This window comes from Dyella nitratireducens, assembly GCF_014642835.1.
Taxonomy (GTDB): domain Bacteria; phylum Pseudomonadota; class Gammaproteobacteria; order Xanthomonadales; family Rhodanobacteraceae; genus Dyella_B; species Dyella_B nitratireducens.
This window is the reverse complement of the sequence record NZ_BMJA01000003.1, coordinates 186,804-206,058: the sequence shown is the minus strand read 5'-3', so window position 1 is coordinate 206,058 and position 19,255 is coordinate 186,804. Positions and strand designations below refer to the sequence as shown.

Below are 19,255 nucleotides of genomic sequence, written 5' to 3'. Positions count from 1 at the left end.
TGCTTCGTACTTGCGATGGATTGACCAGCTTCGCTGTTGTAAAGCACATCGGCTTTCGCCGGAATAGCGGCCGTGGGGGTAGCACCCGATACTTGTCTCGAAAGGCCATCCTCTTGGCTCTTACTTGAACTTCCCAAAACACAACCTTTCCGCAGACTAGCCGCACCTACGCAGGTTTGACGCAACGGATAAAAGGGGAAGTGTGTGTCGGGGGAAAGTCAGGGAATGATGCGTGTGGCACGCATCGAACGTGCTGCGGCTGAAGTCAATTCGCCGGTTCCGAAAGCGCCATGGTTTACACGTCGTCGAGAGCTTCTTTTCGTGGCCGTCGCTGCCATGGTTTCGCTACCGCACTCGGCAGCCGGGCAGGCGGCAGCACCTCAGCGCGACACTTTTAACTGGCCTTCGATCCAGGTAACGGGGAATCGGGCGCCGGACCTCTTTGCTGCAGCGGATGCGCTCGGCCTTAGCAGCTATAACCCTCCGCAGAATCCGTTCGGCTCTCTTCCTCCGATCGCGAAGGGACTTGCCTTCTCCCCCAAGCGTCCGTACTCGTCTCAAAGCGCGCCTGCCAGCACCGATTGCAAAAAGAATCCGAATGGTGGCGCGGATAAAAAAGCAGATCCCGTGCTGCTCAGCAGTGGCAGCAAGGTCGAGACATTTCCGCTATTCGAACTGCCCGGCGAGATGGGTTTGAAGTTCGTGTTGTCTCACAACAGCGGCAACGTGGCGCCATGGACCAGCAACTTCGATTACATGCTGGATACCACCTGCTATTACGATGGCTTGGCGCAAGGCAGCGCAGTCACCAATTGCAGCAAGCGCACCTTGCATCGCCCGGATGGTTCGGCGGTGGTCTTCAGCGGTGGCGCGAACGACACGTCCTACCCGATCATGGGCAATGGCGTGCAGGTGCTGACACGCGATCCGTCCAGCGGCAATTACACCTTGCGGGATGACGACGGCAGCACCCAGGTGTATTCGTCGTCGGGGGTCATCCAGTCCATCGTGGATGCGTCCGGTATCGGTTGGACCTTCACCTATAGCGGCGGGCAGTTGGCATCGGTGACGCATACCAATGGCCAGTCGATTCGCTTTACCTACGTGCCCTCGGCAAGCGGCGGCGCGCCCACCGTTACCGTCACCGATCCGGCTAACAATGCCTATACCTACGTGGGCAACGAATCTCCAGGCAGTTACACGCTAAACGACGTCGTCAGTTCGATCAGTTTCCCCGGCAGCCCTGCTACCACGATTTCCTTCAAGGGAACGTCGGGTGGCATCTTGGGCGAGGTGGACTATAACGGCACGCCGTATGCCTACACGACCTACGACACGACGGTTCTGAGCGTCAACAACGGCAACCCTATTTTCGGTCCCTATTGGGGATGGGTTACCAGCACGTATTACGCGGATGGCAGTGGCAAAAATACGATCGCCTACAGCAAAGATGGTTCGGGCAATCTGGTAGCCACGGTGACCAACCCGCTGGGGCACGTCACCACCAACACCTATGCCGGCGTGAACGGGTTGCTGAGCTCCATCAGCGACGGCGCCACCAGCACGTGCGGCCCCACCGCCAACACCCGAATCTACGATGGCAACGGCAACCTCTCTCAGACGGTCGACAACAACGGCAACGTTCACACCTACAATTACGCCGCCAACGGCCAGCTCCAGACCGAAACCGAAGCGGCCGGCACGTCGCTGGCGCGCAAGACTGACTATGTGTGGGATCCCAATGCCACGTTGAATCGGTTGCTGAGTGTGACGGTGGAAGGTGTCCGCAAGACCGCGTATGCGTACAACGCCCAGAATCGCATCGCTTCGATCAGCGTAACCAATCTTGCCGCGAATGGCATCGCAGGGCAGACGCTGACCACCAGCTATCAATACGCGTTGTATGGCAACGGCTTGGTACAAACCATGACGATGACCAAGCCGTCGCCCAATGGCAGCGACACCGATACTTATCGCTACGATGGCCTGGGCAATCTCACTTCGATGACCAATGGCCTGGGCCAGACCATTTCCTATGGTGGCTATAACGGGTTGGGCCAACCCGGCAGCATTACCGGCCCTAACGGCGACACGGTGAATTACACCTACGATGCGCGTGGACGAGTGTCGACCAAAACGACGCATCCCAATGGCGGAAGCGCCACCTGGTCATATGGCTACGATGGCTTCGGTTTGTTGGCCGTCGAATCCGGTCCAGACGGCCAAGTCACCACCTGGAATCGAAACCAGGTCATGCAGGTGACGTCTATCAACCACAATGACAAGGATGGCGCCTCCTCCGAAGGCTTCCTCTATGACGTGAACGGTGATGTCATTAAACATGCGATCGCGCGTGGCGGTACGGCCACCCTGATCGACACGGTCAATTACGACGGGCTGGGCAGGGTGTATCAACGTCTGGGTCAGCACGGCCAATCGCTGACCTACGCTTACGACGGCAACGGCAATGTGCTGTCCGTTACCAATGCAGCCGGTCATGTGACCAGCCATCAATACGATGCATTGAATCGCGTCACCCAGACCACGGAGAGCGGCGGTGCCAGTTCGTCGATCGGCAGTACGGCTCAGGCGAGCGCCACCACTAGCTACCTCCATGACGCAGGGGATCAACTCACGCGTGTCACCGATCCGCGTGGTCTTGTCACCGGCTACGTCTATGACGGCTTGGGGCAGCTTTGGCAGCAGACCAGTCCCGACACCGGCATGACAAGCTATAGCTACGATGGCAATGGCCGTCGCACCAGCATGACGCGCGCGAACGGTGTGCAGACCATGTATGCCTACGATGCCATTGGCCGCGTCACCAGCATCAGTGCAGGCGGGCAGTCCCAAACCTTCACCTACGACAGTTGCGCTAATGGGCTTGGTCGCCTGTGCAACGCTGCCGATGCCAGTGGCCACGTGGGTTACAGCTATACCCCAGAGGGCTGGGTCACCGGCCGCTCCTTCTTTGTCGGAGGTGTGAGCTACTCGTTGAGCTACGCTTACAACGCGACAGGGGACGTCACGGCGCTGGTGTATCCGGATGGGAATCAAGCGCTCTACAACTACACCAATGGCGTGGTGTCTTCCGTCAGTTTGAATGTTGCAGGCACAGGGAAGACCGAAGCCAGCCAGATCACCTATCAGCCCCAAGACAAGGCGATGGCGAGCTGGGTGGGCAGCAATGGCCTGACCACGACGTTGTTTTACGACACCGATGGCCGGTTCACCGGTGCCAACGTGCCTGCGGTGCTGACTTACGGCGTTTACTACGACAACGCCGATCGCATCAGCAAGAAGCAGGATTTTATCTCGCCCATCTTGACCCAGAATTTTGCCTATGACGAACAGTCACGCCTGGTGTCGGAAACAGGCAGTGCTGAGAACGAGACCTATCAATACGACGCCGATGGCAACCGCATCGCGCAGACGGTCAACGGCAACAGCATGAATATCTTCTACGAAAGTGGCAGCAACCGGATGATCAAGGCCAGCCAAACCACTTTCGCTTACGATGCACTGGGTAACAGCAGCGCTGCCAACGGGATCAGCCGATGGCAGTTCGATCCCTTCAACCGCATGACCACGGCGTTCGGCAATACGTATTACATCGACCCACAAGGGCAGCGGTTGATGAAGACGGTTGGCAGCGCCACGACGTATTTTGCGCCGGATGAAAGCAACCATCTGATCGCTGAAAACGATAACGGCATGTGGGTGGACTACCTGTGGCTCAATGGCCGTCTGATCGGCCGCATCCATGGCGGGCAGGTGCAAGACATCCATCTGGACCAGGTGGGGCGCCCTGAGGCGATGACCGACGCGAACCAGACAGTCATTTGGCGCGTATTTAATCTTCCGTTTACGCGAGAGGTGGGCACCAACAATGTGGTGCCTCTGAACATCGGATTTCCTGGGCAGTATTTCGATGCGGAATTGTCGCTATGGAACAACGGGTATCGGGATTACTTCGATTGGGTGGGGCGGTATCTTGAGAGTGATCCCGCTGGATTGGCGGGTGGGATCAACACGTATATCTATGCAGACGGCAACCCTGTCTCCCTTATCGATTTTTGGGGCCTTGATACCACCTATACCGGACAAGCGACCTACTACAGCTTAAATGGCTATAAGACCGCTAGCGGGGGACTTTTTGATGGAACTGTCATGGCGGCAGCCATGACAGGTGATAAGGTTCCGCTTGGAACGATGGTTGCGGTGACGTATACCCAGCCTGGTGGAAAGCAAGTGACCGTATGCGTAACGGTGAATGACAGAGGGCCGTTCGCACGTGACGGTAACGGCCGGCCGATACATCCATTAAGACCGGACTCGATGGATATCATTGATTTGACACCCGCTGCCTTCAGAGCCCTAGCGGGTAGCACGAAGGCTGGTCGCTTGAATAATGTAACCGTCACTGTGCCCTGATGCAGGTAAAACCCAATGAGATCGTTAAGCAGATCAGTCCCGTTTGCGCTCGCTTTGTTACTTGGAGCGATCGGGCAGGCCCATGCAGAAAACTACGTGCTCACCTTTGATGCGGTGAAAGTGATGCCGGGAGAACGTATCGTCGGCTTTGATATCAAGATAAAGGCCGCCTATGTTTCATCGATGAAGCGCGTGCCTCTTGGTTGGCACATTGAGATAGACAATCAGCCCTCATGGAATACGCAGGTAACTGGCGGAATTTCGATAGGAGCCGCAGCGCTGGACAAGGATGCACTCAATCACCTGTTTCTTGTTACGACGGACAAAGAGATGGGAGCTCTGGAGGTGACTGGTGAGATTGTTACTACCAGCGACTTCGAGCATGAGCGCCACCTGGCTTTGAAGTCATCCGATGTACATGCCACCTTGATCCCGCAAAACGGAAACTCGAAGTAAAAGGGCGTTTGAGCAAGCCTGATAATCAAGTCTAACTTTCGGTGTCCCCGCTCTGCATACGCGTAGGCTGGGGTGCAATCCCAGCATTAGCGGCCAAAAAAGCTGGGATTTCATCCCAGCCTACGCGCTGTTTTCCGCAGTCGGCCCGAAACAGGTGATTGGCATCGGTGCACTCGGTGTTGCCCCACCGAATGGTTCCGTAGCGATCTGTCCCGCAGCGTTTGACCTTCCTTATGGAACCATTCCGGAGCGCGTGAGCATCCAGGCCAGGCTCAAGGCCGTCATGGGGTTGGAGCATCTGAGCGCTGAGCAAATCAAGACAAGATTTGGCGCTCATCTCGGCAATCAGGGGCAGGCGGCCGTGGAGTAGGCGGGCGGTTGAACTTAACCAAAAGCGCGCCATGAAGCACTCACCTTGATGGACACGCAAAAGAACAAGCTCGAATGGGTTCAGGCGCTGAGAGGGCTCGCAGCGTTCATGGTCGTCACGGTCCACAGCCGCAGTGTTCTCATGGACACTGGGCTGGGGAGGGCAGTTGCTGACCATGTGCTGTTGCCCATGGCGATGGGCGTGGACCTGTTCTTCATCATCAGCGGCTTTCTGATGGTGTGGACCACCCGAGACTTTGACGGAACCAAAACTTACCTGTGGAAGTTCCTGGCCAAGCGGTTTGCGAGGATCTGGCCACTGTTTGCTGTCATGGCACCCATCGCACTGGTGGTGGAGCATGGATTTGCAGGTTTTCGCGACGCTTCTGTCGCGCTTTCCTATCTGGAAGGGCTCGCTTTCATTCCGCACAATCCGGGTGCGTCGGGCATCTACTTTCAGATGGCTGTGGGTGTTGCCTGGACACTGTGCTTTGAGTGGTATTTCTACCTGGTGTTCGCGGCATCCATGTTTTTGGGTCGTCGACGCTATATGGCCTTGATCGCATGGTTTGCCTTGACCTTGTTGGTCATACCCATTAGCCGTGGTGGCTACAACCTCAATGTGGCCGCTCAACCCCTGGTGGCATGGTCCCGGTATGCCAATCTCGCCATCAATCCCATCGTTTGGGACTTTGTTGTTGGGATGGCCGCGGGTTGGCTCTATGGCTCCCGCATCAGGATCAAGCAGGCTGGCGTGGTCTATGCCGTTGCATCGTTGCTTCTGGTTTTACTTTTGGTGACCTGGAGGCGGATAGGGATGGTGAATTTCTTTGGTCCACACGGATGGGGAGCGCCACTGGCCATTCTGTTCGTCAGCATGGTGCCGCTGGCCAAGGCGGATGCGATCAAAGTGCCAAAGTGGTCCGTGTGGATGGGGAACATCTCCTATTCACTTTATCTGGTTCATGTCTACGTCTTCGAAATTCTGCAACGCATCGCTGCAGACATGCCTTTGAGCCATAAGACACTCGAGGTTGCACTCTTCGTAACGCGCCCAATTGTCGCCGTCATCTGCGCCTGGCTGATGTTTCGTTGCATCGAAGCGCCACTGTCCGTTTGGGTACGCAAGCGACTACTCAATCTCCGGATGCCTTGGAGGTTGGAGGCAAAGAGTGCTGTTTCTTGATGCTAGTGGCCCATCTGCGTACGGCGTCCACGCTCTGCATACGCGTAGGCTGGGATGAAATCCCAGCATCAGGAACCCACCAGCATGCTGGGATTTCATCCCAGCCTAAGCGCTACGCGCGTGATACCGGTTTACAAGGGGATGAATGTGTGGCTTCAGGAATTATGATCAGATGCTCTGGCCAATAATCATGTCTTACTCCCAGCGAGTCCTCGTTCTTCTGCTAATCCTTGCGGCACCTGCCATTTGCATACCGATACTTGGATTTGACTTGATGCCGCCGTACCTGCGCGCGTTCTTTGTCATCTTGTTTTTGAGTGCTGCATCAGGCTTGAGTTTCAAGAGGCAGTGGGGGAGCGTGTTGGCCAAGATTGCCTTATGGCTATTTCTGCTTTGGGGATTGTTGACCATGACACCGGATTGGGACGATGCCGTCTTAAAAGGAGCATCGTCTAGCGTCACCGAGATGATTGTCCGGCTTTCGGTCATAGCGGCTTATTGTTTGGGGATGCTTTGGTCGCTCCGCAAGAAGCGCCATCACGTCTCGTGATGGCTACGCCATGGGAAGAATGAGAGCGCGGCAGATGGGCTTTCGAGAGCGGCATCTTTCCTTCCGCAATAACCGTAAATGAAGAAGATCAAATGAAGATGATCGGTGAAAATGATCGTGGAAATTGCTTCGACCTGATGCGGCACTTTGCTGCGCTGCTCGTGCTATACAGCCATCAATTTGCCCTGCACGGATCCGTGGAGCCGGTTTATCCCTTTTGGGATAGCTATGGCTTCGTCGCAGTCGCCATCTTCTTTTCAATCTCCGGCTACTTCATGCCAGCCAGCTTCAAACGATCAGGCAATTTTGTCGAATTCAGCAAACGTCGGTTAAGGCGACTATTGCCTGCCATGGTGGTGTGCTCGTTCTTGATGACCTATGTTCTGGGTGCTGTCTACACGAGCGGGTCCAAGTGGGACTACGTCACATCTCACGTGGCATGGGTAACGTTCCTGAAGTATTCGCTGTTTTTAGGTCAGGCGATTCCGGGGGTTTTTGCAAACTACATTTATCCCAACGCGATGAATGGAAGCCTCTGGACGCTGCCCATTGAGTGCGTCTGTTACATTGCCATCGGTGTTGCGCTGTCTTTCTCACAATCCTGGAAGGTCGTTCTCGCCCTCTTTGTCGGGGCGGTTCTTGGAACGGCATTGCTTGTGCACACCGGCACCGGGTTTGCGTTTTACGGAGTCCCGCTGAATTACCTGTGCATGTTCGGCATATGTTTCAGCGGTGGGGCTTTGTTATCCGTCACGAAAGAGACCTGGTATCCAAACAGGTGGATGCTGTTGACGTTTGGGGTTGCCTGCATGTTCATCATGCCAAGCGCGCTCGAATATAGTGTGCTCGGAACGTTTGGCATTGCCATCGTTGTTGCGATTATCGGAGAGTCGTTCAGCGAGAAACTGATCAACGGAAAATTCGATATTTCGTACGGCATATATATTTACGCATTTCCTATCCAGCAAATCGTTATTAACAAGATCACGCACCGGTTCTGGCTTGGAATGGCGATATCTGTCGTTCTTGCACTGGTTGCTGGGTATCTTTCTTACCATTTCGTCGAAAAGCCTTTTCTTCGCAAAGGCCGTAAGACCCAGTCATCATCTAACATTGCCGTGGTTGGCTTACCTCAGCCTGATTAGCATGGATCTTCGTATCTTCACACCATTTGCACACAGTTGCGTGATAGCTTCATCTCGCTAACGGGGAATTCAGGGAATTATTTAAGTCGGCCAGGACTGGTCTATTTGCTGCGTCAAGAAATGGTCGCCGGGTTTTCCGGCGTCCTTGGGTGTTTGCACTGGTCGGTTTATCTCTCTGGCTTCGCGCTGGCGTGTTTCATCGTGTTTTCTGCTAGCGATCGGACGACAGTTCGATTGCCGCCGAGTCTTGCGCACTGGTTTTGTTGCCGGCACGGCTGTTTGGCTTTTTCGTGAGTCGCGTTGGTTGAGTGCCCCTAGGGTTCGGCGAGGGTCTGCAGGACGAATGAGTCCGAGGGCGTGCCGTGCTTTGACGACGAGCAGGTCATCGAAGTAAAGGCCATTAGTTGTATCCCTTCAACGAGGAGATAGCCAATATGCACTTTAAAACTGATCGTTTGGGTTATTTGCTGGCGTGCTGCGCGTTGTCGTTGATCGCCGCATCCTATGGGGAAGCTGCTTCGGCGGCCCCTGTGACTGGAACGGCAAAGGTCCAGCTGACACACGTGTTCGCGACGTTACAGACGGGTCAGCCCGACACAAAACCTGAAGATACTGCCGCCTGCCGCAAGCAGGTTTCAGCACCTGACTCCCGGTACTTTGGCATTACTGTTTCGACGAGCTATTCAATCGATGCAAAGTCGCTGATGATGAGCGCATCATCAACGTTGCCATCTCCGCATGCTACGAAACCGGTTGTGCTAACGATACCGCTGTCAGCGCTCGGTCTTGCAGGTCAGTACGCGTTCGGCGCATTCCGTCCTACCGCTTTGCCTGATGACTACGTGTTGTTCTCTATCGGGCTCGACTTCAAGGCGGCGAAGTCGTCGGTATTGGTTCTTAACAGTGACAAGGATTACAACTGCCTCGTCACTAGTGATCCTTCGCCGTTCAAGGGCGGATTGAGCACCAAGCTCGGGGCCGATCAAAAATAATGGTATTGGCCTAACGTGCACTTGGAGAGCGTTCGTGCGAGGGTGGCACGTTATGCCACCCTCGACACCAGTGCGAAATCTGGGCAGGCGCGTGCTCAATGCCGCCGACCGGCAGGCAGATACGGATTGCGATCCAAGGCTGCCAACACGGCCCATGCCGTCGCGGCGAGATGCGGCTGGCGGTAGTAGTAGGAATAAATCGCCGTGATGCGCGGCTCCCGCGTGGCGTAGAGAAACCCGCCGGGCGAAGCCTGCTGTGCGATCGACACCAGCAACGTGTCAGCTTCGGTATCCCGGCCAAGCCAGCGATAGACCAATGCTGCCTGCCCGGTACCTTCCGTCCAAAGGCCATCCGGTGGATCGGTGAAATTAAAACCACCTTTGACGGCATTCGTGCGTTCGATCCAGCTCAGCGCCCGCTGCCACTCGTGCGGTGCATTCGGCAGGAGTTGTGCCCAGAGTTGCACGTCGAGGGCGGATGGCGTGCGCAGTGACGTGGCGCCGTCGGCGGTGGTGCCCATCCAGAAATGGCCGCTGCTTGCATCCCATTGGGCGGCGACGAAATCGCGTGCGTGCCTGGCTTGCGTGGCCCAGCCACCCGGCGCGTCGGTGCGGGCCAGCCAAGCGAACAACGCGGCGAGGTCGATATTGTGCTCGGTCGATTTCCACCATGCCTTCTTGGGCACGAGCAGATAGGCTTCGATACCGCCATCGAAGCCACCTGCGCCGCGCGCGTCCTCTGCGTTGGCCACCACCCATTCGGCGAGATGCAGCGCGGCATCGCGCCAGCGCGTCTGGCCGGTGGCGTCGTGCAATGCCAACAGCGCCAGTGCGGCCCAGGCAACGTTGCCGCACGATGTGCCGTCCTGGTATGCACCGGAATAATCGTGCGCAGCATCCACCCATCGTTTGCGCTCTGCGTCCCACCAGCCGTTCGGCAAGGGTTTGCTGCCCTTGATGACGCCTGCGCGGTAGGTGTCACGCAGGCGTGTGTCGTTCATCGCCGCAAGCCGCAAGGCTTCACCGATGCGCTCGGCTTGTAGCGGCTTGCCGCATGCAAGCAGGGCGATGACGGCGAGCGCGTTGTCGTAGGTGAAGGCGGCCGAATGCAAGGGCGGAAGGTCGGGCGCGCCTTGTCCGCGCAGGCTGTCGTAGCTGCGCAATAACAATGCTGTGTTTCCCGGTACTGCGTCGACGCGGGATGCGATGGCGTTGCAGCCTGTGCGTGCGATGGTTGCAGTGGGGGCTATCACGGTATTCGTGTTCGCCATCGGCGATGCCGTCGCTTCCGCGCAAGCGGGCGGCGTTGCGGATATGGCAAGCGTTAAACACGCGGTGATCCAGACCAGCCAACCGTGTCGTGCCCCGCCAGCGCGGGTTGCTGCGAATTCAATCATCCGTCATGCCGTCATATGCCTTGCGATAACGTCTAGTCCCTCGCGCCTGACTCTAACCCCTGAGATATCCCCACGTTTTGATTTTCTTGTTTCCAACAAAATCAAAACGCTACCCAAGTTAACGGTGATCTTTCAGATTACCTTGACGTCATTCCGGCGAAGGCCGGAATCCATGGCCAGTGCGAAGCATGGATTCCACCTTCGCCGGAATGACGACTCGCTCTGAAACAGCATTCAAAGTAGATGTCAATTTTTTTCCGCAGAGGGACAAAAACATGGAGATGCCTCAGCGCTAACCCTCCCCTGCAAGCAGGGGAGGGGACAGGGAGTTCATCAAAAATCCGCACGCACGCTCAGGTTGTAACGCGTATCGTCGCGGAAGAACCCCTTCGGCACACTCAATCCGTCGGTATTGATGATTTCCCTGGTCTTGAACGTCGAGTTCAAGAGATTGGCCACCTGCAGCGATAGCTTCACGTGATCGGTGAGCGCATAGATCACCGAGGCGTCCAGCTGGCCCTGCGAGTCTGCCATCACTGGCAGGAACGGATAATCCGCCTCGTTGCCCGTAATCAGGTACTTCGAGCGCCAGTTGTAGGCGAGGCGCGTGGAAAGCGGGCCTTTTTCGTAATACAGGGTGAAGTTGTAGGTATTGCGGGATAGCTCGTACGGCGGCAGCTTGAGTTGGTTGACGCACTGCGTGGCCGGCGCATAGCCACTGGGGCAGAAGCTGGCCGAACCGTAACTCAAGTTGTAGGGCTTGATGTAGGTGTAGTTCATCTGCGTGCCGAAACCGGATAGCCAGCCGGGCAGGAAATCGTATTTCTGCTGATACGCCATTTCCGCGCCGCGCACGCTGCCACCCTTGTTCAAGTTGGCCAGGCCGATGGTGTACTGCTCCGGATAGCTCACGCCGTTGTTCGTCACGGTGGTGTCGACCACGCTGGTGATGGTCTGGATGGTGTTGTTCAACTGCTTGTAGAACAACGTGCCGGATATCGAGCCGGCATGGCCGAAATACCATTCCTGGGTAATGTCGAAGTTGTGCGCCTTGATGGGCATGAGGTACGGATTGGTGCCACTGTAGCCATTGCCCACGGTCGGCACGGTGCTGCCATTGGTGCCGTACGGCAGCAGCCCACTGACCGATTGCCCTGCCTGCAACTGGTTGAGCGTCGGTCGATACACCGACTCGGAGAACGCGAAACGGGTGATCAGATCGTTGGCCCAGCCAATGGACAGGTTGAAGCTGGGAAGCCAATTGCTGTAGGAGTTACGGGCAGTGATCGGGGTGTACTGGCCATTGGCGAAGGTGATGTACTGCTGTTGCTGCGCCGGCGTCAGCGCGCAGAACGTGCCCGGTGATGGCGTGGCGCCGCCTTTCGTTTGATTCAGGCAGTACTGCGCGATGCTGACGCCGTTGAGAACCGCCGACTGGTTCGGAAGCACCAGATAGCCTTCCGCATCATCCTGCGTGTGCACGTAACGCAGCCCCACGTTGCCGCTGATCTGCAGGCCGCTGAGGAAGTCGGTGTTGTCGTTGCCGAAATTCAGGCGCACGTAGGCGGCATTGGTCTTCTCCTGGTTGGAGTCGACCTCCTGTGGCAGATAAAACGTGCCTGGTACAAACACATCGCCGTTAACGTACTGGGTGCGCTCGTAGAGGGTGTAGTACGGGCCGACGCTGCCAGGCGGGTTCAAGGCCATGGCCTGCTTGTTGATCTGCTGGATGATGCCGGCGGCCTGGTGGAACTGCGTGAGCGGATTGAGGTTGAAGTAGGGCGCGACAATGCCGCCGAAATTGCCGTTGCTGAAACCCTGCAGATTGAGGTTGTACAGGGACGTGACCCCGGGAGTGTCGGCAACGGTTACCGCGTTCTGCCCGTAAGGCGAGCTGATGGCCGAGTAGTTGTAGGTCGAGTTTTGCACCACTTCATGCTGGTCGGAGTGGCGGACGCCGAACTGGAGGTTGTCCAGGAAACTCTCGTCCACGTCGAAGGTGCCGTCCAGGCGCAAGGTGCGCTGATTGCCCCAGGAGTTCGCAAAGTGGTCCTGCGCCGCCGCCCAGTAGTAGTTGTTGGGGTTGGTGTAATACTGTGCCGCCGTTTCATTCGGATCCGGCGAAAGCAGGCTGACGCTGGGCACGTTGTTGCCATGCAGGGCGATATTCCAGTTGGCCTGTGTCAGCTGGCGGATGTAGTAATAGAAATTGTTGAACGTGGAATTCGTGTCCTGCACGTCGGCGCTCAGGTGCAACCGGTCGTTGACGTTCCACTTCAGGTTGAAGCTGTAATCGTTGGTGACGTAGCGATTCCTGTATGCGGTGCTGTCGAGCTGTGTCTGCACGCCGCCGTAAGTGATGGGCAGGAAGCTCGATGAGCCCGGCGCACCGCCGATGATGCCTGACTGGAACACGCCGTTGCCGTCGTAGATGGGCGTCGCACCGGCCACCGGAACGGCGCAACCGGCCAGCGATTGGCCAAAGGCGCAGCCATCCGTCGACGCTTGCAAGGTGTGCTCGTAGGTGGTTTCCGTGTCCGACGCGCGATCCCATTCCAAGGTGGCTTGCCACGCCTTGTCCGGGCTTTCCCATTGCGTGGAAAGCACATGGCCGAAGCGTGTGCTGGTTTCGTCCTGCACGCGCAGGTCGGCACCCACCGGTACATAGGCGTATTGGCCCGGCGCCAAACCGGGATAACTGTCGGTTCTACCGTTGGGAAGCGAACAGCCATCGCAGCGCCGCTGGAAATCGACCAGCGAGATCGCATTGTCTTGCTGGTCGATGCGGTCGTAGGCCACGTTGAACAGCACACCAAAGCGACCGATCTCGGTGTTCCAGTTATGGCTGAACAAGCCGGCAATCTGCGGCGTGCCTTTTTTGTCCAGGTCGCCCCAGTAATTGCCGAGAGTGATGGATGCCTGCGTATCCTTTTTACTGTCGAAGGGCTTGCGCGTATTCAAATCGATCGAACCGGCGATGCCGCCTTCGATCATGTCGGCCGTCTGGTTCTTGCTTACTACCACCGAACCGATCAATTCCGGCGACACGGTGAAGAAGTCCAACCCATGGCCGCCGCCGGCGGTGAACACCTCGCGGCCGTTGAACAGCGTGTTGGTATAAGGCAGACCCTGCAGGCTGATGTCTGAGCCCTGGATGGAGAAATGGTCCGGGTCGGCCGCGACACCGAAGGCACTGACCGCTACGCCCGGCACGCGCTTCAAGGCTTCGGTGACCGAGGTGTCGGGCAGGGAGCCGGCGTCTTGCGCTGAAATCGCATCGACCACGGTATCGGCGTAGCGCTTGATCTCCTGCGCCTGGTTCAAGCTGTTCGAGAAGCCATTGACGGTGAGGCCGCTGAGCAGTTTCGCCTCCTTCTCGTCCGTCTTCGTGGCGGTGTCTTTTTTCTTGTCGCTGGTTTTCGTGTTCTGCTGCGTCGCAGATGCGTTTTGATCATTCGATGGCGGCGCAGGCTGTCCGGTCTGCGCATGCAGTTGCCCTGCAGCGAACAGGGTTATCGCGATGGCGAAGGAAAGTCGGCACGGCTGGCTGGTGCTGCGCGCATGCGAATGCATGGATTGCTTCTTCATTACTGAATCTCTCCCCAGTTCAGTGAACACCCGCCGTCGCGTGCCTTAATCGATCCCCGGGAGCGAGGCGGTGAAAGTGCCGCAGAGCGCATTGCGGCGCCTCATGAGAGACGCCCCCATATTCCCCACGCGTTGCGCGTCGCAGCATGCGGACTTTTGCCCGCCACGCACGCTAGTAAAAATGTACAAGCGCTGTCAATACGAAAATACCAGCGCTGGTATTTTGATCAAGAAAGAGTGAAATCCGGATGGTGGCGCGCCTTGCGTTTGGGGTAGCATGAGTCGCTGCAAGCCATACACCGTGGGGCGGATACATGCCTGCAAGAATCGAAGATGTTGCTGCGCATGCCGGCGTGTCCACCAAAACGGTGTCCCGCGTACTCAACGGCCATACGAGCGTGCGCGCCAAGCTGCGCACGCGGATCGAAGCCTCGATTCGCGCCCTCAATTACGTACCCAACCCGGCGGCGCGTGGCCTGGCGGGAAACCGCTCGTATCTGGTCGCGCTGCTCTACGACAACCCGACGGCCAACTCCAGCTACATCATGGAACTGATCGTGGGTGTGCTGCAGGCATGCAAGGGCACGCCCTATAACGCGGTGCTGCATCCCTTCGATGCGGTGGACGACCTGGCCGCGCAGATCGACGGCTTCGTGGCGACGCATCGCCCGGATGCCCTGGTACTGGTGCCGCCGCATGCGAACAACGCCAAGCTGCTGCAACGCCTTGACGAGCTGGACATACGTTATTCGACGATCTCCTCGAAGTTGCGCCAATCACGTATCGATATCGGCTTCGACGAGCGCAAGGCGGCGGCAGACATCGTCGAACACCTGATTTCGCTCGGGCACCGGCGGATTGCCCACATCGCCGGATTGAAGGGGCACGGCGCGCACACTTGGCGGCTCAACGGCTATCGCGATGCATTGCGCAGGGCCGGTATCGCGTACGACGAATCGTTGGTGGTGGAAGGGGACTTCACGTTCGCTTCGGGTATGGCTGCCGCCCGAACGCTGCTCAAGCGGCGGCGTCCGCCCACGGCGATCTTCGGGGCGAACGACGACATGGCTTGCGGCGCGATACGCGAAGCTTACGAACGCGGGTTGGCCATCCCCCATGACCTGTCGGTATGCGGCTTCGACGACACGCCGGTGTCGCAGTTGATCTCGCCTGGCTTGACGACGGTGCGCCAGCCTTGCCGCGAGATCGCCTGCCTGGCTGCCGAAAGCGTCTTGCAGTCGATCCGCGACCCAGCCATGCGCGTGCAAGCGCGCGTGCCGTATCAGATGCAACTACGCGCATCCACGATTGAACTCAAAAAGCCGTAGGATTCGCTCTCCACCGTCGTCGGGTTCGCCATGAGCCTGGCAGGCGGATTCACGGAGGGGCGGAAGCGGTGATCGACGACACAGCCGAAACTGCGATGCGCGGGCTGCCGCAGGGCACGGCGACCGCTGATACAACCCGGCACGCGCGCCAGGTCGGCTGGCTGTTCATCGTGATCTACGGCATGGCCTATACGGGCCTATGGATGGCGTTGCTTCCGCCGATCCTGACGGGTTTGACGATGCGCGTGCACGAACTCGCGCCCGCGCATGCAACCGGCAGCCTGTCGCTGGTGGTGGGCGTGGGCGCGCTGATGGCATTGTTCGGCAATCCGTTCTTCGGCCGCCTGTCGGATCGCACGACGTCGCGTTTCGGCATGCGCCGGCCTTGGCTGATCGCTGGTGCCCTGGGCGGGGCGGTGGGGCTGGCGGTGATTGCGACGGCGGTGTCGATTCCGCAACTCCTGCTGGGCTGGTGCATCACGCAACTTGCCTACAACGCGGAACTGGCTGCATTGGCGGCGATCTTTGCCGATCAGGTTCCGGCGACGCAACGCGGCACGGTGTCAGGCATCGTGGGCATCAGCCTGCCGTTGGGCATGATCGGCGGCACCTTCCTGATGCAGGCTCTCGCGGATTCCACGCTCGCCATGTTCCTGGTGTCGGCCGTTATTGCCTTGGCCAGCGCACTCATCCTGGTCTGGATGCTGCCCGATCACCGATTGGCTGCGACTCAGCGACTGCCTTACGGGTGGCGCGAATTCCTCGGCAGCTACTGGATCAATCCGCTGCGCTTCCCCGATTTCGCGTGGGCGTGGAGCAGCCGTTTCCTGCTCTACGCCGGTATTGCGGTGCTGATGACCTATCAAGGGCTCTATCTGATCCACCAATTGGGCTGTGCGCCCACCGACGTACCACGCCGGATATTCCTGGCCACCCTGGTGCAGTTCTGCATGGTGGCGATCTTCAGTGCCTTGGGCGGTGGCTTGTCCGATGCCGTGGGGCGGCGCAAGGTCTTCGTCTCCGGTGCCGCGGCGGTTTATGCGTTGGCCTTGTTGATCATCGCCTTTGCTGCTTCGTTTCGCTGGTTTCTCGCGGGCATGGCGATTGGCGGCATCGCGCAGGGGGTGTATCTGGCCACCGATCTTGCACTGGTGACGGACGTGTTGCCGCAACGTGAGACCCATGCCGCCCGGAACCTTGGCATCTTCAACATTGCCAACGTCATGCCGCAGTCGCTGATGCCAGCGGTTGCTCCTGGGATTTTGCTGGTGAGCGGCGGCAGCTATACAGCGCTGTTTGTGGTGGCGGCCATGTTTGTTGCATTGAGTGCATGGGCCATCTTGCCGGTGCGTGGGGTGAAGTAGGTTGGGTTAGCGCAGCGTAACCCAACAAATCGTTTCGAACATGTTGGGTTACGCTGCGCTAAACCAACCTACACGACTGAGGCTCATAAAACTGCCGTTTTATAGGCACTTTTTTGCAAAGGAATGCAGCGATGAACTTGTTCTCACCATAGTTTTCAATCTTGCCTTATCGTCATTCCGGCGAAGGCCGGAATCCATCGCCAGCACGAAGCATGGATTCCGGCCTTCGCCGGAATAACGGTGAGGTGCTACGAAACTTCCCCCGACAGCAGTGGGCCTTAGCCGGAATGACGACTCGCTCTGAAACGGCCTTGACGTGAACTTCGAACGGGCGATTTTCGTCATCACTCTGGCGATAACCCACGAGCGGCGAGATCGCCATCACGGAAAAATGACAGCGCTTGTATTTTCATTTGACAGCGCTTGTACTTTTGACTCGTAGCGCCACACAACAACCAGAAACTCCCAACGGCGACTGTCCCCACACGGCTGCATCAAAGCGTGCCGTGAAATCGCCCATTCCCAATTGTTTGGCAGTGATTTCACCCCTAGCAAAGGAGACAGTCATGCAAAAGAGCAATGAATCGACGGCGTGGCCCACGCTGGCACTGAGTTCGCTGGGCAGTACGATCTGCGCTGCGCTCTCCACGACCGCGCTGACGGCCATGCCGATACAGTCGGTGCATGCACAGACAACCTGTGCGGCCGCCTGGAGCGCCTCGGCCGTGTATACACAAGGCCAAGTCGCAAGCGAGAGCGGCGTCAATTACGTCGCCAACTGGTGGACGCAAGGCAATGACCCGGCCACCAACAATGGTGGTGCCGGCAGCGGCCAGCCGTGGACGTCGCAGGGTAGTTGCGGCAGCTCGCCAGCGCCTACACCGACGCCCACTCCTACTCCCACGCCGACACCAACTCCCACACCGACGCCCACTCCTACTCCCACGCCGACACCAACTCCCACACCTTCGGCGAGTTACGGCGCCACCGCCGAGCCGGGTGGGGTGGAGCAGTTCTATGCCGACGGTGGCACGTGGGCCGATCTCCATTACACCCCTGCCGGCGGCAGCCAGCTCAATGTCCGTATGAGCAACAGCGGCACCGATAACAGTTACCAGGTGTCCGGCCTCACCAATGGCGAACAGGTGAGTTACTGGTTCACGATTGGCCAGAGCGACGGATCGGCGGTGAACACGCCCTCACAGACGTTGACGTATGCAGCGCCGACACCCACTCCAACGCCGACGCCTACACCTTCGCCATCAGGCCCGGTATTTCCAACGGCAGGCACCACCTTCAACCTGGTCAACGGCACCAACGGCACGTATGCGGACAGCCAGATCTACTGGACCATGGTCGGCCAGGATCCGGCGCACCCAGGCACCTTCGTGCACGTCGATTGCGCGGGCGACCTCATTCCCATGGCGCCAGGCGACAACGGCGCATTGAGCAAGAACGGCCAGAGCTACGCCGATTATTCGATCCCGTTTTCGCAGTGCAAATCGTTCACCGTGCCGCAGATCCTTTCCGCGCGCATCTACCTGAGCGTCGCCAGCCCGATGTACATCCAGGCGGTCGGCAATCCGGTATACGGCTACACCGGTCCGAACATCGACAACCCTAGCGATCCGAACATCAACGTGACCTTCGACTTCGTGGAAGTGAACATCAACGCCACGAACTTCTACGGCAACACCACACGCGTCGACCAATTCGGCATGCCGATTCGCCTGGAACTGCAAGACCCCAGCGGCTACGACCAGACCGTAGGCGAAACGGAAACCCGCGCCGCGCTGTTCCAGGAGTTCGTAGCGCAGGTGCCGCAGCCGTTCCAGTCGCTGGCCCAGGTACAAGCACCGTACCGCATCGTGGCGCCGGCGCATGGCAGCTTTGGCGCTGGCGGCGCACAGGCCACTTATCTGGACAGCTACATCCAGTCCATCTGGAACCAATATCGCAGCCAGTCGCTGGTATTCACCGATGCGCAAGGCACCTTCACCGGCAACGTCGTCGGCAACCAGTTCGTATTCACCGACGGGCAGGGCACGTACTACATCAACAACGTACCGACCACACAGGAGGTGCTGCTGGGCAATGGTGTGTTCAACGACGCCACCAACGCCGCCGCAGGCGTTCCGACGGCCAAGCAATTGCAAATCCAGGCGCAGTTAGATGCCGCATTGAATCGGCATGTGGCCGAAAACGCTGCCGAGTGGGATACGTCGGCGAACTTCTACAACAGCGCGCCGACCAACTCCTACGCTGCGTTCTGGCATGCGCACAGCATCAACGGGCTCACTTATGGGTTTCCGTATGACGACGTGCGTGGTTTCAGTTCTTCGCTGATCGGCACCAATCCTACGGTGGCTACTATCACGGTAGGCTGGTAAGGGTGCATGGAAAGGCCCCGCTTGGCGGGGCCTTTCCAATGTGACTTATAGGAACG

11 protein-coding genes are annotated in these 19,255 nt (G+C 58.1%); 9 read left to right on the top strand and 2 right to left on the bottom strand.

Translation table 11 applies throughout. The annotated features are described in order from the left end of the window. Window positions 1-234: 234 nt before the first annotated feature. The 6 genes from IEX75_RS16965 to IEX75_RS16940 all read left to right on the top strand — a co-directional run bounded on the left by IEX75_RS16965 (window position 235) and on the right by IEX75_RS16940 (window position 9,132). The gene (locus IEX75_RS16965) at window positions 235-4,434 is read left to right on the top strand and encodes an RHS repeat-associated core domain-containing protein (RefSeq protein ID WP_188795957.1); all 4,200 of its coding nucleotides are present in this window, start codon (window positions 235-237) and stop codon (window positions 4,432-4,434) included. 15 nt (window positions 4,435-4,449) lie between these two features. Continuing rightward, window positions 4,450-4,890, top strand: a complete 441-nt coding sequence (locus IEX75_RS16960; RefSeq protein WP_188795955.1) for a hypothetical protein — start codon at window positions 4,450-4,452, stop codon at window positions 4,888-4,890. A gap of 418 nt (window positions 4,891-5,308) precedes the next feature. Next, entirely contained in the window at window positions 5,309-6,445 is a 1,137-nt protein-coding gene (locus tag IEX75_RS16955) for an acyltransferase family protein (protein ID WP_188795953.1), read from the top strand. A gap of 274 nt (window positions 6,446-6,719) precedes the next feature. Next, the gene (locus IEX75_RS16950; protein ID WP_188795951.1) at window positions 6,720-6,995 is read left to right on the top strand and encodes a hypothetical protein; all 276 of its coding nucleotides are present in this window, start codon (window positions 6,720-6,722) and stop codon (window positions 6,993-6,995) included. A gap of 92 nt (window positions 6,996-7,087) precedes the next feature. Then, entirely contained in the window at window positions 7,088-8,140 is a 1,053-nt protein-coding gene (locus IEX75_RS16945) for an acyltransferase family protein (protein WP_188795949.1), read from the top strand. A 434-nt stretch (window positions 8,141-8,574) separates the two neighbouring features. After that, on the top strand, window positions 8,575-9,132 hold the full coding sequence (locus tag IEX75_RS16940; RefSeq protein WP_229720919.1) for a hypothetical protein: 558 nt from the start codon (window positions 8,575-8,577) through the stop codon (window positions 9,130-9,132). A 95-nt stretch (window positions 9,133-9,227) separates the two neighbouring features. Here IEX75_RS16940 and IEX75_RS16935 read toward each other — a convergent pair whose 3' ends face one another. Then, entirely contained in the window at window positions 9,228-10,403 is a 1,176-nt protein-coding gene (locus tag IEX75_RS16935; RefSeq protein WP_229720918.1) for a hypothetical protein, read from the bottom strand. A gap of 459 nt (window positions 10,404-10,862) precedes the next feature. Next, window positions 10,863-14,117 carry a TonB-dependent receptor gene (locus IEX75_RS16930; protein ID WP_188795946.1) on the bottom strand — a complete coding sequence of 1,085 codons (3,255 nt, stop codon included), beginning with the start codon at window positions 14,115-14,117 and terminating at the stop codon, window positions 10,863-10,865. Between the two features lie 314 nt (window positions 14,118-14,431). On the opposite strand from IEX75_RS16930, the gene IEX75_RS16925 reads away from it, so the two are divergent. The 3 genes from IEX75_RS16925 (at window position 14,432) to IEX75_RS16915 (ending at window position 19,199) form a co-directional block, all read left to right on the top strand. Then, entirely contained in the window at window positions 14,432-15,445 is a 1,014-nt protein-coding gene (locus IEX75_RS16925) for a LacI family DNA-binding transcriptional regulator (RefSeq protein ID WP_188795945.1), read from the top strand. A 68-nt stretch (window positions 15,446-15,513) separates the two neighbouring features. Further along, window positions 15,514-16,809, top strand: coding sequence for an MFS transporter (locus tag IEX75_RS16920; RefSeq protein WP_188795928.1), 1,296 nt, complete (start codon window positions 15,514-15,516; stop codon window positions 16,807-16,809). Between the two features lie 566 nt (window positions 16,810-17,375). Continuing rightward, window positions 17,376-19,199, top strand: coding sequence for a beta-1,3-glucanase family protein (locus tag IEX75_RS16915; RefSeq protein ID WP_229720917.1), 1,824 nt, complete (start codon window positions 17,376-17,378; stop codon window positions 19,197-19,199). Window positions 19,200-19,255: the final 56 nt, after the last annotated feature.

Coding starts and splice junctions, on each gene's coding strand:
- IEX75_RS16960 (WP_188795955.1), top strand. CDS start 4,450: ATGAGATCGTTAAGCAGATCAGTCCCGTTTGCGCTCGCTTTGTTACTT.
- IEX75_RS16955 (WP_188795953.1), top strand. CDS start 5,309: ATGGACACGCAAAAGAACAAGCTCGAATGGGTTCAGGCGCTGAGAGGG.
- IEX75_RS16950 (WP_188795951.1), top strand. CDS start 6,720: ATGCCGCCGTACCTGCGCGCGTTCTTTGTCATCTTGTTTTTGAGTGCT.
- IEX75_RS16945 (WP_188795949.1), top strand. CDS start 7,088: ATGAAGATGATCGGTGAAAATGATCGTGGAAATTGCTTCGACCTGATG.
- IEX75_RS16940 (WP_229720919.1), top strand. CDS start 8,575: ATGCACTTTAAAACTGATCGTTTGGGTTATTTGCTGGCGTGCTGCGCG.
- IEX75_RS16935 (WP_229720918.1), bottom strand. CDS start 10,403: ATGGCGAACACGAATACCGTGATAGCCCCCACTGCAACCATCGCACGC.
- IEX75_RS16930 (WP_188795946.1), bottom strand. CDS start 14,117: ATGAAGAAGCAATCCATGCATTCGCATGCGCGCAGCACCAGCCAGCCG.
- IEX75_RS16925 (WP_188795945.1), top strand. CDS start 14,432: ATGCCTGCAAGAATCGAAGATGTTGCTGCGCATGCCGGCGTGTCCACC.
- IEX75_RS16915 (WP_229720917.1), top strand. CDS start 17,376: ATGCAAAAGAGCAATGAATCGACGGCGTGGCCCACGCTGGCACTGAGT.